Below are 14483 nucleotides of genomic sequence, written 5' to 3'. Positions count from 1 at the left end.
ACGGCGGCCCGCCTGCAGCAGTGTGACGGACCTCCAGGTGACGACGGCGCACGGGCCTGATGCCGTCAGGCCATCGCAGTGTGGGCGGCGCTGTGGGAGTCGATCTTCTTGGCGTAGCAATAGGAGTGTTCCACCCCGATATAGGGCCCGAAGTTCGGCACTTCGTCAAAGCCGCAGCTTTGGTAGAAGTTCCTGCCGTCCGGCTGGGCCGAACCCGCCTCGGCGGTGATCGATGTGACGCCCATACCGTAGGCGTGCGCTTCCAGCGCCGCCAGGATGGAACTCGCAACTCCCGAGCCGCGGGTGTACGGCAACACGTAAAGCCGCTTTATCTCCGCTGTCGTGGAGTCCAGCATCCTCAGCCCGCCGCAGCCGACCGGCTGGCCTGAACTCTTCTCATAGGCCACCAGGAAAACCGCGGTGTCCACTTCCGACGGCGGCGGCCCGGGTTCGTGGTCCTTCGTGCCGAAGCGGGCGTCCAGTTCCGCCTGCTGCGCTGCACGCAGGTCGGCGCCTACGGGGTTGGCCCAAGTGACCTGCCTGATGTTGAGACGGGGGTTGGTCTGCATCACTGCCTCGATTCGCCGAAGGGTTATGCAAAATAAGCCTAGGAGGCGGCCGTTTCCGCGGTGTTTCCTCCGCGTAAGCGTCCGGAGAACAGGGAGCTGGCGCCTCAACCAACTAGCAAGCCCGTCTAGTTATCAGATCAGCTAGTATTACTCAATGGCTTTGAACAGCAGCACCGGGTCCGGTTATTGGTACGGCGCCGACGGGCAGTTCGACCATAGCGCGGCCGTGTTGCAGTCCCTGCGTGACTACCGCAACGCCGAAGTGGCGACCCGTCGGTCCACCAGGGATTCGATGGGCATGGGGGAGACGGACATCCTCGCGCTGCGCTACCTCCTCCGCGCGCGCGCTTCGAACAAGGCTGTCGTCCCCAAGGACCTGAGTAACTTCCTGGGCATCACCAGCGCATCCACCACCTCTCTGATTGACCGCCTGGTGGGTAGCGGTCATGTCCGGCGCGAACCCCATCCCACGGACAGGCGGTCGCTGATCGTTGTCCCGACCACTGAATCCGATACGGAAGTCCGGGCTACGCTCGGGGCGATGCACCGTCGGATGATGGCGGTGGCGGAGGAGCTGACGGCGGAGGAAGCCGGCGTCGTCATTGCTTTTCTCCAGCGCATGCGCGAGGCGATCGATCCCGAAAACCATGTCAAGGCTGATTTAGATAGTTAGACAAGCTAGTTATATCAACTACTTATATGTATGCTTACTATTAATGGGGTTTGACCGTTGGTAGTTTGGCGTTTGGCATAGGAAGTTGGATTCGCTTGGTTACGTTCACACGATTTGACGGACGGGACCAGCGGACCGGACTGCAGGCGCTCGCAGCGGGCACGAAACCTGAAACGTTCCGAGGCTCCGGTAGGGCGGACACGGCGGGGTATCCACCCAAGCACTGCGGCGTCGCCATGGAATGGTCCAAGCCGGCCCCGCAGGCCATGTCCGCGTACTCGTACGATGCCGGTGAAGCCCTGGCCGACCTGCCCGAATTGTGGCGGTGCCGATGCGGCTTCCAAGTCGACTCCTGGGTAAACGTGGCGCCCGCCGCTGACCTGCTGGCCGATATCAGCCCGTCATGACGGGAGACGGCGGCTCCCGGCCTCCCGAGATATGGGATGCCCGTTCGGACGCGCGCTACGTCCTGCATGAACGAGTGGGCATCGGTGCCACAGCCCAGGTGTTCCGCGGTACGGACCGTCGTGATGGCCGTCCGGTCGCCATCAAGGTGGCGGCGCTGGCGGATGACCGGAATCGAGAACGCATAGTCGCCGAAGCCGCATTGATGGAGGGCTTGCAGCATCCGGCACTCGTAAAGTTTGTTGACCAGGGGACCGGGGCAGCGGATTGCCGCTGGGCGGGCCGGCCCTTCCTCGTCCAGGAACTTGTGTACGGCAGCAGTCTTGCCGACAGGATCCGTTCGGGACCGGCGCCCGGGAGTGAAGTGGCTCCGTGGGCGGTGGGTCTCCTGTCCGGGCTGAGGCACCTGCACGCGCGCGGGATTGTGCACCGCGACATCAAGCCGGCGAACCTGCTGCTTAGTCGCCTGCGCACATGCCCTGTCCGGATTATCGATTTCGGCATCGCTGCACCTGCGGGAACCGAGCCTGAGCCGGGTACGTCTTCCGGCACCGTCCAATACATGAGTCCGGAGCAGGCCAACGGCGGGATAGTGCGTCCGGCTGACGACATCTACGCCCTGGGGCTGGTCCTTCTCGAATGCCTGACCGGAGTCAAAGCGTTCCCCGGGACCGCCGTCGAGTCCCTGGTCGCAAGGACGCTGAGGAGCCCCGAGATACCGCGGCACCTCGGTTCCCCATGGAAATCGCTGCTGGTATCGATGACAGCCACGAACTCGGCGGACCGCCCCACAGCGCTGGAAGCCACGGCTGAGGCAGCAATGCTCCTGCAGCGCCCGCACCCCCTGCGCCGCCGGGTGGAGGCGCGCTCGGGGAGCTCCTGCTAGGCCGGCTTCCCGGCGGGGTCTTCCGCGGTCGGATCGGCCAGGGCCAGGCCCCCCACACGGCTGTCGTCCCAGTGGATGAGCTTCCAGCCGCCATCGGGATCCCCTTCCAGCGCCACGATGCCGGTGTTGTTCAGCACGTGCTTTGCGGCAAAGTCCGGTTCGATGTTGCCGGCGCGCAGGCCTGCCCACACCCGGATGGCTGCCCCGTGGCTGACCACGGCTACGCTCCCGGAATCGCCAATTCCGTTCGCCCGCTCGGCCACCGTGGCAATGGCGGCGTCATAGCGGTCGAAGAAGTCCCGGCCGCTGGGACCTGCAGGCATCCGGCGGTCCAGGTCGCCGTCGGCCCAGGAAAAAATGGTTCCCAGGTACCGCTTGTGCGATTCCTCGTCCGTTAGCTTTTCCAGCGCCCCGGCCTCGATCTCGTGGATGCCGTGGATCACCTCGGTATCCAGCCCGTGCAGCCGCGCAAGAGGCGCCGCCGTGATCTGGGTCCGGACCAGGGTGGAGGCGTAGAGGGCGTGGATCCGTTCATTCGCCAGGGCGCGGGACAACGCTTCGGCCTGGCGTTCGCCGAGTTCAGTCAGCCCCGGTCCAGGGTGCGCGGTGTCCAGCTGGCCCAGGACGTTGCCGGGGGTCTGGCCGTGGCGGATGAGCAGGAGCCTCATTTGAGGTGATCCACCAACTTCTCCGCGATGCCCGTGTACTTGCCGGGAGTCAGGGCCAGCAGCCGTGCCTCGGCGTCCGCGGAAAGGCCCAGTCCCTGCACGAATTCCTGCATCCGGGCGGCATCAACACGCTGGCCGCGGGTCAGGTCCTTGAGCCGCTCGTAAGGGTTTTCCATCCCTTCGACGCCGGCAATCGCTTCGGCGCGCATCACCATCTGGATGGCCTCGCCAAGCACTTCCCAGTTGGTGTCGAGGTCGCCCGCCAGGACGTCCTCGGCCACGTCCAGGCGCTCCAGGCCCTTAACCACGTTTGAAATGGCCAGAAGGGAGTGCCCGAAGGCCACGCCGATGTTGCGCTGGCTGGACGAGTCGGTGAGGTCGCGCTGCCACCGCGAGGTGACCAGGGTGGAGCCCAGCACGTCCAGCAGGCCGGAGGAGATCTCCAGGTTGGCTTCGGCGTTCTCAAAGCGGATCGGGTTGACCTTGTGCGGCATGGTGGAGGAACCCGTGGCGCCTGCCACCGGGATCTGCGCGAAATAGCCGATGGAGATGTAGCTCCAGATGTCCGTGCACACGTTGTGCAGGATCCGGTTGAACCGCGCGACGTCGGCGTACAGCTCAGCCTGCCAGTCGTGGCTTTCGATCTGGGTGGTCAGGGGGTTCCAGGTCAGGCCCAGGCCCTCGACGAACGACTTTGCAACGTCCTGCCAGTCCGCGCCCGGGACCGAAGCCACGTGGGCGGCGTAGGTGCCGGTGGCCCCGTTGATCTTGCCCAGGTATTCCGTCTTGGCGATCCGGTCCAGCTGGCGGGTCAGGCGGTGGGCGATGACGGCTAGTTCCTTGCCCAGCGTGGTGGGCGTGGCCGGCTGGCCGTGCGTGCGGGAAAGCATGGGCACGCTGCGGTTGTCGTCTGCCATTTTGCTGATCTGAGCTACCAGCGCCCTGGCGGCGGGCAGCCACACGTCCTCCACAGCCCCCTTGACGCCCAGGGCGTAGGAGAGGTTGTTGATGTCTTCCGAGGTGCAGCCGAAGTGCACCATGGCGGTCAGCCGTTCAATGCCGATGGCCGGCAGCCTGCGGCCGATGTAGTACTCCACAGCCTTGACGTCATGCACCGTGACGGCCTCGATGTCGGCCAGCTCAGCAACCGACGCGGAGTCGAATTCCGTGACGATCGCGCGGAGCTGCTCCTGCTGTTCGGGAGTCAGCGGACCGGCGCCCGGAAGGACGTTGTTGCTGGTCAGATGGATGAGCCACTCAACTTCCACGGCCACGCGGTCCCGGTTGAGGGCCGCCTCGGACAGGTAATCCACCAGGGGCGCGACGGCGGACTGGTACCGGCCGTCCAGCGGGCCTAGGGCAATCTTTTCCGGCGAGGCGGCGAGGGCCAGGCGTCCGGAAGGCGTACGGGTCTCAGCTGTGGCGGCAGTTTCAGGCATGTGCTGATTCTTTCACGAAGTCGCACCGGCCCTTAAGCCCGGCGTCCGTGTGACATCTGCCCGCCGGGCCCCAGGTTCCCGGTTGTCCGCTGTTTCCCACATAGCCGAGGACGGCAGTTCCGCGCCGCTCCACCGGTCCGTAGCGTCGTCGTTACCGACCATGCGTAACAACAAAAGTCAGGGGGACAGGAATGAGCGGGAGCATCACTGCAGCAGATGCCGACACCTGCGGTTCGCGAAGCTTTGAGGTGCAGCAGCTGGCCTGGCGGGTGGCGGGCTTTGCGCACAGCCTCGATACCTCGATGCTCGCGTTCCGCCGGGTTCAGCTGTCGGAGTGGCAGTCGCCGGCCGGACAGGCGTACCGCACCGCCGTCTCGTTGCAGGCAGCCGCGCTGGGCCGCGCGCGTGACCGGCTGATGGCGGCCTCTGAAGCGGTGCTCCGCCACGCGCAGCAGGTTTCGGTCTCCTCGCAGCGGACGCCCGGGGGAGGGTACTGATGGCGGAGGCCACACCTTCAGGAAGCGGAGGCCGGCTGGGACCGCTGGAACCGGCAACGGACGGCAGCATGCGGATCCGCGGCGGAGTCGGCGGAATCAGCTTTCAACTGGAAGAGCTGATGGCCGGTGTGGCTGAACTTGAAGGCATGGCTGACGAACTCGCCGCGATTGAGGTCGGTGTCCGGCGGGTCTGGGAGGAGCTGTGTCCCTACGAGAACGATCCCCGTGCCAGCGGCACGGCCGCGCTGATTGCGGTGGGCGAAGGGTGCCAGGCAGTTCGCGCCGTCAGGGAAGAACTCCAGCACCTCAGCAGTCAGGTCCGGGCGAGTCACGGCGACTACGAAACGGCAGAGTCATGGGCCGCCGCGGGGATCCGCACCCCGGACGACGGCTGGGGCTTCCTGCCTTTGTTGTTCGTGGATCTGACTCAAGCCAACTACCCGAGCCGTGACGCCGCCGAGGCCCTTGCGCTGCCGTTGTCCCTCGGGCTGCTGGCCACCATTGCACCGAAAGAGGACCTCGTTCGGGCATTGGCTGCGGAGCTGGCCGCCGGCCGGCACATCTCAGCCGCAGGCCCTTCCGTTCGCAGGTTGGTGGAAAACTATTTCCCGCAGTTGAAACCCCGCCCGGTCACCGCGGTGGAGGAACTGACGCGGGACGTCGACGTTGACACCTCCCCTGCCGGCCTGCTCGCCCGGCTCCGCCAGCTGGACGCGGACGGGCACGGCACAATAGAGGTGGTCCAGGTCGAGAATGGCGGGCGCAAGGCATTCATCGTCATCGTACCCGGCACGCAGCCCACGGATCCGCCCGGGGGAGCGAACCCGCTGGATGAGGCCGGGATTGCGGAGGCCTTGGGCTATGGCTCCGAATACCTGAATGCCGCCGTTCTGTCGGCGTTGCATCAGGCCGGCGCAGTCAAGGGGGACCAGGTGGTGGCCGTTGGCTACAGCCAGGGCGGGGCGCATGCCATGAACCTCAGCAGCGACAGCGCGTTCCTCGCCGAATTCGACCTGAAGTATGTCCTGACGGCCGGTTCACCGGTGGGCGGTGTTACCCCGGCACCCGGAATCACGTCCCTCCACCTCGAACACCGCCAGGACTGGGTTCCCGGCAGCGACGGAACCCCTAACCCGGACACGAGGGACAGGGTCACTGTCACGCTGACGGACAGGGTGGCCACCCCGGAAGGCAGGGAACCCGGGCTCGGGCCCGGCCACAACCTTGAAAATTACGAGGCAGCGGCCAGAAGGGTTTCCGCAAGCGAAAACCCGTCCCTGGCCGCGAACACGGCGGTCCTCGCCGGCGTTGTTGGCGCGGGAGGGGCAGGGACAGCCACCCGCTTTGCCGTTAACCGGGAACCGAAGGCCCCGCCGGCACGCCAAGAGGACAGGCTGCCCCAAGGCGCCGCCAGATGGGTCGGGCGCTAGGCGGGTACGTGCTGGTGCGCGCAGCGCACACCTTAGCGCCGGACGCCCGTGATCCTGCCCGCTACGAGGGAGACCACCGTGATGATGATGGCCGCCAGCACAGCAGTCCAGAAGAAGGAGTCAATGGTGAAGTGGACGGGGGTGTAGCTGCTCAGCCAGGACGTCAGGAACAGCATGGCGGCGTTGATGACGATCGTGAAGAGGCCCAGCGTCAGGATGGTGATCGGCAGGGACAACAGGCTGACGATGGGCCGCACCAGCGCGTTGACCAGGCCGAAGATCAGGCCAATGAACAGGTAGGCAAGGGCTACGCCAAGCGGATCGGTTCCCTGCGTGACGCCGCCTTGGGCAACGGCTTCCGTCGTTGCGGTGGTGGAGATGTCCAGACCGGGCAGGATCCAGCTCGCAATCCAGAGAGCCAGGCCGTTGATGAGAACCCGCACGATGAAAGAAAACATGGCCCCATGCTGTCACATGGCGGAGGAAAGGGGCAGGAGCGGAGAAGTAGGCTAGTTGGCATGACTTCACCAGAGAATCCCGCCGGGGGAATCAGGCCGCGTCCGGTGGTGGACAGGCTTCCCCGCTATGCCGCCGGCAAGCCTCCCGCCGTCGTCGAGGGCCTTGCCAGCTACAAGCTGTCTTCCAACGAGAATCCGCTTCCGCCCATCCCTGCGGTGTTGCAGGCCATCGCGGACCAGACCGATTTCAACCGCTACCCGGATCCCCTCAGTACCAAGCTCCGGGCGGCGCTCTCTGACTTCCTGCAGGTCCCGGCCGAAGACATCGTCACCGGGGCGGGAAGCCTGGGCGCGTTGAACCAGCTCCTGGTGACCTTCGCCGGGCAGAACGACGACGGCAAGGCCGATGAAGTCATCTACGCCTGGCGGTCCTTTGAGGCCTACCCCATCTGCGTCGGGCTCGCCGGGGCTGAGAGCGTGCGGATCCCGCTGACGCCCGACGGGCGCCACGATCTTGATGCCATGGCGGCAGCCGTGACCGCGCGCACCAAAGTCATCCTGCTGTGCACCCCCAACAACCCCACCGGCCCCATCCTTGAAGCCGAAGAAGCCGAACGGTTCATCCGCTCGGTCCCGTCGGACGTGGTCATCGTCATCGACGAGGCCTACCAGGAGTTTGTTCGCGCGGAGCACGCCGTGGACGGGATCGAGATGTACCGCAAGTACCCGAATGTGGTGGTCCTGCGGACCTTCTCCAAGGCCCACGGGCTGGCGGGCCTTCGCGTGGGCTACAGCGTCTCCAACCCGGACCTCACCCAGCACCTGCGTGTCGCCGCCACGCCTTTCGCCGTATCCCAGATCGCGGAGCGGGCAGCCGTTACGTCCCTGCGAAACTTCGGCCAGGTTGTAGAAAGGGTACAAAGCCTGGTGGATGAGCGTGACCGTGTCACGGCCGGGCTGCGCGAACTCGGCTGGGTGGTGCCGGACGCCCAGGGCAACTTCGTCTGGCTCGATCTGGGCGAAAACAGTGCGGACTTCGCAGCGCTGGCGGGAGAACGTGCCCTCTCCGTGCGTGCGTTCGGCAACGAAGGCGTCCGGGTGAGTATCGGCGAGGCGGAAGCGAACACCCGTTTCCTCGAACTCTGTGCGGACTATACAAAGCCGCCACGGCGTTCCTAGCGCTTAACATAACCCCCGCCGTCCGCCTACTGCGGATAAAGTAAGGGACAGTAAGCCAAAATATATGCCGGATCTGGAATGTATTCCAGATCCGGCATATATCCCAGCGAGATTGCGACGCTCAGATGAGCGGCAAGCAAGGAGACGGTATGGGCGCCACACATCTGCCCGCTACCGAGTTCGACGGAACCGGGGTAGACGACCAGCTCGAGGCGGAAGCCGAGGCCGTGCTGGGGGAACCTCCCACCCGGATGGTCCAGCTCCTGGGGCCGGACGGCACCCTCGGCGAGGACCCGGTCTTCTCCGCCTACGCCAGGCGCCTCGATGCTGACAAGCTCCGCGGTTTCTACGCGGACATGGCGGCCATCCGGCGGTTCGACCAAGAGGCAACCGCGCTCCAGCGGCAGGGCCAGCTGGCCCTCTGGGTACCGCTGACCGGCCAGGAAGCTGCCCAGATCGGTTCGGGACGGGCAAGCCAGCCGCAGGATTACATTTTCCCCACGTACCGCGAACACGGCGTGGCCCTGACCCGCAACGTTGACCTGGCCGAGCTGCTGCGCCAGTTCCGCGGGGTGTCCAACGGAGGCTGGAATCCCAAGGAGACCAACTTCCACCTTTACACCCTGGTCCTCGCAGCCCAGACTCCGCATGCCGTGGGCTATGCCATGGGCATCCAGCGGGACCAGAAGCTTGCAGCCGCCAACGCCACTCCCGGACAGCCGCAGGAGCCGAAGGCGGCGGTTATGGTCTACTTCGGCGACGGCGCCAGCTCCGAGGGCGACGTGCACGAATCCATGGTCTTCGCCTCGTCGTACAACGCCCCCGTGGTCTTTTTCTGCCAGAACAACCATTGGGCCATCTCGGTGCCCAGCACCGTGCAAACCCGCGTCCCTCTCGCCGACCGCGCCAAAGGCTACGGTTTCCCCGGCATCCGGGTGGACGGCAACGACGTCATCGCAGTGCATGCCGTCACGGAGTGGGCTTTGGAGCGCGCCCGTGAAGGAAAGAGCCCGGTGCTGATCGAGGCCTTCACGTACCGGGTCGGCGCCCACACCACGGCGGACGACCCCACCAAATACCGCGGCTCCGATGAGGAAGCCCTGTGGCGGGCAAAGGACCCCCTGGAACGGCTGGAGAAGTACCTCCGTGCCGAGGGCCTGGCTGACGACGCCTTCTTCGCCAAGGTCAAGGCCGACGGCGACGAACTCGCCGCCTACGTGCGCAAGACCACCCACGACCTCGAAACCCCGGATATCCGGACGGCATTCGCGAACACTTACGCCGAGGCCCACCCGCTGGTGGCCGAAGAGCTGGCCTGGTTCGAGGAGTACAGTGCAGGATTCGCTGATGAGGCGCACGCCGACGAGGCCGATACAGACGGGGTAGCCAACCGATGACCACCATGACCATCGCCAAGGCCATCAATGAGGGTCTGCGCGCGACGCTGAACAACAACCCCCGCACCCTGCTCATGGGCGAGGACATCGGCCCGCTTGGCGGCGTCTACCGGGTGACCGACGGATTGTTCGGTGAATTCGGCGCCGACCGCGTCGTGGACACCCCGCTGGCCGAGTCCGGGATCATCGGAACCGCGATCGGACTTGCCCTCAGCGGCTACCTGCCGGTCTGCGAGATCCAGTTCGACGGCTTCGTTTTTCCGGGCTTCAACCAGATCACCACTCAGCTGGCCAAGATGCACGCACGCAGCAACGGAAACCTCACCGTGCCGGTCGTCATCCGCATTCCTTACGGCGGCGGCATCGGCTCGATCGAACACCACTCGGAGTCCCCGGAAGCTCTGTTCGCCCACACCGCCGGCCTGCGCATCATCACCCCTTCCAACCCCCATGACGCCTACTGGATGATCCAGCAGGCCGTCGACTGCCAGGACCCGGTGATCGTTTTCGAACCGAAACGGCGCTACTGGCTCAAGGGCGACGTCGACACCGAGACGCCCGGCGCTTCGGCGGACCCGTTCAAGGCCCACGTGCTGCGCGAAGGCACCGATGCCACCGTCGTCGCCTACGGTCCGCTGGTTCCGGTGGCCCTCGCCGCGGCCAACGCCGCCGCCGAGGACGGCCACAGCGTCGAAGTGATTGACCTGCGCTCCATCTCGCCGATCGACTTCGACACCGTCACCGACTCCGTCAAGAAGACGGGCCGCCTCATCGTGGCCCATGAGGCGCCGACGTTCGGCGGCATCGGCGGGGAAATCGCGGCGCGTGTGAGCGAGCGTGCGTTCCTGTCCCTCGAAGCCCCGGTGATCCGCGTGGGCGGCTTCCACATGCCCTACCCGGTGGCCAAGGTGGAAGAGGACTACCTGCCGGACATCGACCGCATCCTCGAGGCGCTGGACCGCGCCCTTGCCTACTGACAACTGCGTACTGACGACTGCCTGCTGACGACGCCTTCCAAACCGAGGACCCCATGACTGTAAACAAGTTCAACCTCCCCGATGTGGGCGAAGGACTCACCGAGGCCGAGATCGTTTCGTGGAACGTCAAGCCCGGTGACAGCGTCGCGATCAACGACATCCTCTGCGAAATCGAGACGGCCAAGTCCCTCGTGGAACTGCCCTCGCCCTTTGCAGGCACGGTCACCGAACTGCTCGTCCCCGTGGGGGTAACGGTCGACGTCGGAACTCCGATCATCAGCGTGACCGACGCCGTGAGCGGCGACCCCACGCCCGCGGATGCGCCTGTTCCGGCTGCCCCTGCAGCCCCGCCGGCGCCAGCCGCTCCCGCCGCTGACGCCGCTGACGCCCCGATGTACGGGAAATTGTCCGAGGACGGGGACGAGGGCGGGTCGTCGGGTGAGCAGGGCGCACCCGACGCAGGGAAAGCCGTGGGCCCCCTGGTGGGCTCGGGCCCCAAGGCCGACGCCGTCAAACGGCGCCCGCGCAAGGCCACGCCTGCCGCCGCGGTACGGCCAGCCTCGGCCGCCGCGCCCGCACTCGCCGCCGCTACCTCGCCGGTGGCGGAGCCCGCCCCTCTGGCGGAACCCGTCGAAACCCAGGGCATCTGGATCAACGCCTCCGCACCGTCCACCGCCGACGCCGCCGACACCGGGGCTGCGTCCGCAGAAGGATCCGCACGCCCCACCCTGGGCGGCACCATCAGCGGCCTGGTGAACCGGGTCCTGGCCAAGCCGCCGGTGCGCAAGATCGCCCGCGACCTCGGGATCGACCTCGCGGACGTCGTCGCCACCGGCGCCCGCGGCGAGGTCACCCGCGAGGACCTGGTGAGCTACCAGGCCCAGCGCGACGCCGAAGTGGACAAGGCGGACACCTTCTGGGGCAAGTCCGGCCGGCCCCAGGACCAGCGCATCGAGCGGATTCCGGTCAAGGGTGTCCGCAAGGCCACTGCCAAGGCCATGGTGGAGTCCGCGTTCGCCGCCCCGCACGTGAGCATCTTCGTGGACGTCGACGCCAGCCGCACCATGGAGTTCGTCAAGCGACTCAAGGTGTCGCGTGACTTCGAAGGCATCAAGGTCTCCCCGCTGCTGATCCTGGCCAAAGCTGTGATCTGGGCGGCCGCCCGCAACCCCAGCGTCAACGCCACGTGGGTGGACAGCGCTGACGGCAGCGACACGGCCGAGATCCACGTCAAGCACTTCATGAACCTGGGCATCGCAGCGGCAACCCCGCGCGGCCTGATGGTGCCGAACATCAAGAACGCCCAGGACCTCTCGCTCAAGGAACTGGCCCTGGCGCTCAACGAACTGGCCACCACTGCCCGCGCCGGCAAGACCCAGCCTGCCCAGATGCAGGGCGGCACCCTGACCGTCACCAACATCGGCGCCCTGGGCATCGACACCGGCACCCCGATCATCAACCCCGGCGAGGTGGCTATCGTGGCGTTCGGCACGATCAAGCAGAAGCCGTGGGTCCTGGACGGCGAAGTCATTCCGCGATGGATCACCACCCTGGGCGGTTCCTTCGACCACCGCGTGGTGGACGGCGACCTCTCGGCGCGCTTCATGGCCGACGTCGCGGCGATCCTAGAGGAGCCAGCGCTCCTGCTCGATTAGGACGTCAGGCGTCAAAAAAGGAACCCCGCCGCTGAAATTCCAGCGGCGGGGTTCCTTTGTGCCAAGTGGCGGAGTCAGTGGCGGCCTAGTAGGCGGGGTAGTTCGAGAGCATCTGGGCCAGGGCCGGATCGGAGGTCATCCCGCTCAGGGCGACCGCCGCTGCGATCATCATGCCGGAAAAGCCGGTGACGCACGCCGTCACTACCGCGAAGAACTTCCAGTCATCGCGCATGACGCTTCGGATAGTCTCCGGAAGATCCAGGCCGGGCGCGATCAGATTAGGGGCAGTGTCCGTTGAACCGTCGTCGAGGAACGCGATCACCCGGTCATTGGCGCGGTCCACCCGCATGGTGCTGATGTGGTTCCCGTGGCGGGCAAGAAGGATGTCGTGGCCGACCAGCTGGCGGCGCTGAAGAGTAAGAATGATGTTCCCCTGGGGTCGTCGGTACTCGGATGTCCGCACCATCGAGCACCTTCCAATTTTATCGCCGTAAACCGCGTGATTCCGCCGAAAAACGGGTGAGGCTGCCCACCAGGGGCAGTGACGCCGGTCAAGCCGGGCGCGCTGCATCCTTGACACGCCGAACTAGAGTGGCACCAGCTACCGTCACTTACCGGCAGCTGCCCGAGCGGATCAAAGGAGATGTTGCGTGTTCTCAAGCCCTTTTTCGGATGTGGTCATCCCGGACCAAAGCATTTACGAGTACCTCTTCGGGGACCTCGCAGAAGCGGACCTGGACCGGACCGCCGTCGTGGACGGCAGCAGCGGTGCGCAAACCACCTACCGCGAGCTGCTCGAACAGATCGACGCTGTGGCGGGCGCCGTCTCCGCCCTGGGACTGGGGCCGAATGGTGTTGCCGCGATCCTCTGCCCCAACGTCCCGGCGTTCGCTGCCGTTTTCCACGGACTGCTCCGTGCCGGTGCCACCATCACCACCATCAACTCGCTGTACACCGCCGATGAAATCACCCATCAGCTGCAGGACGCCGGGGCCAGTTGGCTGTTTACGGTATCCGCGCTGCTTCCGGGGGCCGAGGAAGCCGCTGAACGCGCCGGGATCCCGGCGGAGCGGCTCGTAGTGCTCGACGGCGCCGCCGGCCACCCGTCGCTGAAGGACCTGCTCACCGCCGGAGTGCGGGCTCCCGCGGTTTCCTTCGACCCGGCGACGCACGTAGCGGTGCTGCCGTACTCGTCCGGAACCACGGGGCGGCCGAAGGGCGTGAAGCTCAGCCACCGGAACCTCGTGGCCAACGTGGAACAGTCCCGCGGGCTGCTCAAGGTGGGTCCGCAGGACAGGCTGCTCGCCCTGCTGCCCTTTTTCCACATTTACGGCCTGACTGTCCTGCTGAACCTCGCCCTGCGGGAACGGGCATGCCTGGTCACCATGCCCCGCTTCGAGCTCGCCGAGTTCCTGCGCATCATCCAGGACCACCGATGCACGTACTTGTTCATCGCCCCGCCCGTGGCCGTGGCCCTGTCCAAGCATCCGCTGGTTGCCGAGTACGATCTCAGCTCCGTCCACACCACGCTGTCGGGCGCTGCGCCGCTGGACGGTGAACTCGGCGCGACGCTTGCCGAACGTCTCCAGTGCCGCGTGCTGCAGGGCTACGGGATGACCGAGATGAGTCCTGTGTCGCACCTGATCCCGGCGGATGCCCTGGACGTTCCGGTGAGCTCGGTGGGGTTCACGGTGCCCAACATGGAATGCCGGCTGGTGGACCCCGCCACCGGCGAGGACATCGAGATCCCGGCAGAGGGAACCAGCGCTCCGGGCCATCTGCTCTGCCGCGGACCGAATGTCATGCTGGGATACCTCAACCGCCCGGAGGAAACGGCGGAGACCCTGGACGCGGACGGTTTCCTCCGCACCGGCGACATCGCCACGGTCCGCGCTGACGGAGTGGTGACCATTGTCGACCGGCTGAAGGAACTCATCAAATACAAGGGCTACCAGATCGCCCCGGCGGAACTTGAGGCGCTGCTGCTGTCGCACCCGGGCATCGCGGACGCCGCCGTGATCGGGACGCCCGACGCCGACGGCCAGGAAGTTCCGATGGCTTTCATCGTGCGCCAGCCGGGCGGGGCAGGGGACACGCTCGACGAAGCCGGCGTCATCGACTTCGTGGCCTCCAGGGTGGCGCCCTTCAAGAAGGTCCGCCGGGTGGAATTCATCGAGGCTGTGCCCAAGTCCGCCTCCGGCAAGATCCTGCGCAGGATGCTCAAGGCGGCCCAGTCGGCCTAAGAAGGCG

Annotated in this window: 15 protein-coding genes; 10 read left to right on the top strand and 5 right to left on the bottom strand. The window is 66.1% G+C overall.

Annotated features, from left to right (window positions below):
- Window positions 1-65: 65 nt before the first annotated feature.
- The gene (locus AC1MDG_RS20900; protein WP_043485551.1) at window positions 66-569 is read right to left on the bottom strand and encodes a GNAT family N-acetyltransferase; all 504 of its coding nucleotides are present in this window, start codon (window positions 567-569) and stop codon (window positions 66-68) included.
- A 154-nt stretch (window positions 570-723) separates the two neighbouring features.
- On the opposite strand from AC1MDG_RS20900, the gene AC1MDG_RS20895 reads away from it, so the two are divergent.
- The 3 genes from AC1MDG_RS20895 to AC1MDG_RS20885 all read left to right on the top strand — a co-directional run bounded on the left by AC1MDG_RS20895 (window position 724) and on the right by AC1MDG_RS20885 (window position 2533).
- Window positions 724-1242, top strand: a complete 519-nt coding sequence (locus AC1MDG_RS20895) for a MarR family winged helix-turn-helix transcriptional regulator (protein ID WP_479806610.1) — start codon at window positions 724-726, stop codon at window positions 1240-1242.
- 95 nt (window positions 1243-1337) lie between these two features.
- On the top strand, window positions 1338-1649 hold the full coding sequence (locus tag AC1MDG_RS20890; RefSeq protein ID WP_479806608.1) for a hypothetical protein: 312 nt from the start codon (window positions 1338-1340) through the stop codon (window positions 1647-1649).
- The gene (locus AC1MDG_RS20885; protein ID WP_479806606.1) at window positions 1646-2533 is read left to right on the top strand and encodes a serine/threonine-protein kinase; all 888 of its coding nucleotides are present in this window, start codon (window positions 1646-1648) and stop codon (window positions 2531-2533) included. The genes AC1MDG_RS20890 and AC1MDG_RS20885 overlap by 4 nt, the downstream gene beginning before the upstream one ends.
- Here AC1MDG_RS20885 and AC1MDG_RS20880 read toward each other — a convergent pair.
- Window positions 2530-3201: a histidine phosphatase family protein gene (locus tag AC1MDG_RS20880; protein ID WP_479806604.1), complete on the bottom strand. Its 672-nt coding sequence runs from the start codon at window positions 3199-3201 to the stop codon at window positions 2530-2532. The genes AC1MDG_RS20885 and AC1MDG_RS20880 overlap by 4 nt on opposite strands.
- Window positions 3198-4640 (bottom strand): adenylosuccinate lyase, encoded by a 1443-nt coding sequence (purB, locus tag AC1MDG_RS20875; RefSeq protein WP_043485539.1) that lies wholly within the window; start codon window positions 4638-4640, stop codon window positions 3198-3200. Before purB ends, AC1MDG_RS20880 begins: the two co-directional genes overlap by 4 nt.
- Before the next feature lie 191 nt (window positions 4641-4831).
- Between purB and AC1MDG_RS20870 the strand changes: the two genes are divergently transcribed.
- Both AC1MDG_RS20870 and AC1MDG_RS20865 read left to right on the top strand, forming a co-directional pair.
- On the top strand, window positions 4832-5137 hold the full coding sequence (locus tag AC1MDG_RS20870) for a hypothetical protein (RefSeq protein WP_479806602.1): 306 nt from the start codon (window positions 4832-4834) through the stop codon (window positions 5135-5137).
- Window positions 5137-6567 (top strand): alpha/beta hydrolase family protein, encoded by a 1431-nt coding sequence (locus AC1MDG_RS20865; protein WP_479806601.1) that lies wholly within the window; start codon window positions 5137-5139, stop codon window positions 6565-6567. The genes AC1MDG_RS20870 and AC1MDG_RS20865 overlap by 1 nt, the downstream gene beginning before the upstream one ends.
- Window positions 6568-6599: 32 nt before the next feature.
- On the opposite strand, the gene AC1MDG_RS20860 is transcribed toward AC1MDG_RS20865, so the two are convergent.
- Entirely contained in the window at window positions 6600-7025 is a 426-nt protein-coding gene (locus AC1MDG_RS20860) for a phage holin family protein (protein ID WP_043485532.1), read from the bottom strand.
- A 60-nt stretch (window positions 7026-7085) separates the two neighbouring features.
- Between AC1MDG_RS20860 and AC1MDG_RS20855 the strand changes: the two genes are divergently transcribed.
- The 4 genes from AC1MDG_RS20855 (at window position 7086) to AC1MDG_RS20840 (ending at window position 12233) form a co-directional block, all read left to right on the top strand.
- The gene (locus AC1MDG_RS20855; protein WP_479806599.1) at window positions 7086-8204 is read left to right on the top strand and encodes a histidinol-phosphate transaminase; all 1119 of its coding nucleotides are present in this window, start codon (window positions 7086-7088) and stop codon (window positions 8202-8204) included.
- 149 nt (window positions 8205-8353) lie between these two features.
- Window positions 8354-9601: a pyruvate dehydrogenase (acetyl-transferring) E1 component subunit alpha gene (gene pdhA, locus AC1MDG_RS20850; RefSeq protein WP_479806597.1), complete on the top strand. Its 1248-nt coding sequence runs from the start codon at window positions 8354-8356 to the stop codon at window positions 9599-9601.
- Window positions 9598-10578, top strand: coding sequence for an alpha-ketoacid dehydrogenase subunit beta (locus tag AC1MDG_RS20845; protein ID WP_479806595.1), 981 nt, complete (start codon window positions 9598-9600; stop codon window positions 10576-10578). Before pdhA ends, AC1MDG_RS20845 begins: the two co-directional genes overlap by 4 nt.
- Window positions 10579-10631: 53 nt before the next feature.
- Window positions 10632-12233, top strand: a complete 1602-nt coding sequence (locus AC1MDG_RS20840) for a dihydrolipoamide acetyltransferase family protein (RefSeq protein WP_479806593.1) — start codon at window positions 10632-10634, stop codon at window positions 12231-12233.
- Between the two features lie 85 nt (window positions 12234-12318).
- Here AC1MDG_RS20840 and AC1MDG_RS20835 read toward each other — a convergent pair whose 3' ends face one another.
- Complete coding sequence (locus tag AC1MDG_RS20835) at window positions 12319-12699, bottom strand: hypothetical protein (RefSeq protein WP_082049933.1); 381 nt, start codon at window positions 12697-12699, stop codon at window positions 12319-12321.
- 184 nt (window positions 12700-12883) lie between these two features.
- On the opposite strand from AC1MDG_RS20835, the gene AC1MDG_RS20830 reads away from it, so the two are divergent.
- The gene (locus AC1MDG_RS20830) at window positions 12884-14476 is read left to right on the top strand and encodes an AMP-binding protein (protein WP_479806591.1); all 1593 of its coding nucleotides are present in this window, start codon (window positions 12884-12886) and stop codon (window positions 14474-14476) included.
- Window positions 14477-14483 lie beyond the last annotated feature (7 nt).

The sequence above is a fragment of the Arthrobacter sp. AIWTK1 genome (assembly GCF_056680535.1).
Note: the sequence above shows the minus strand (reverse complement) of the source record. Positions and strands in the feature narration are given on the sequence as shown.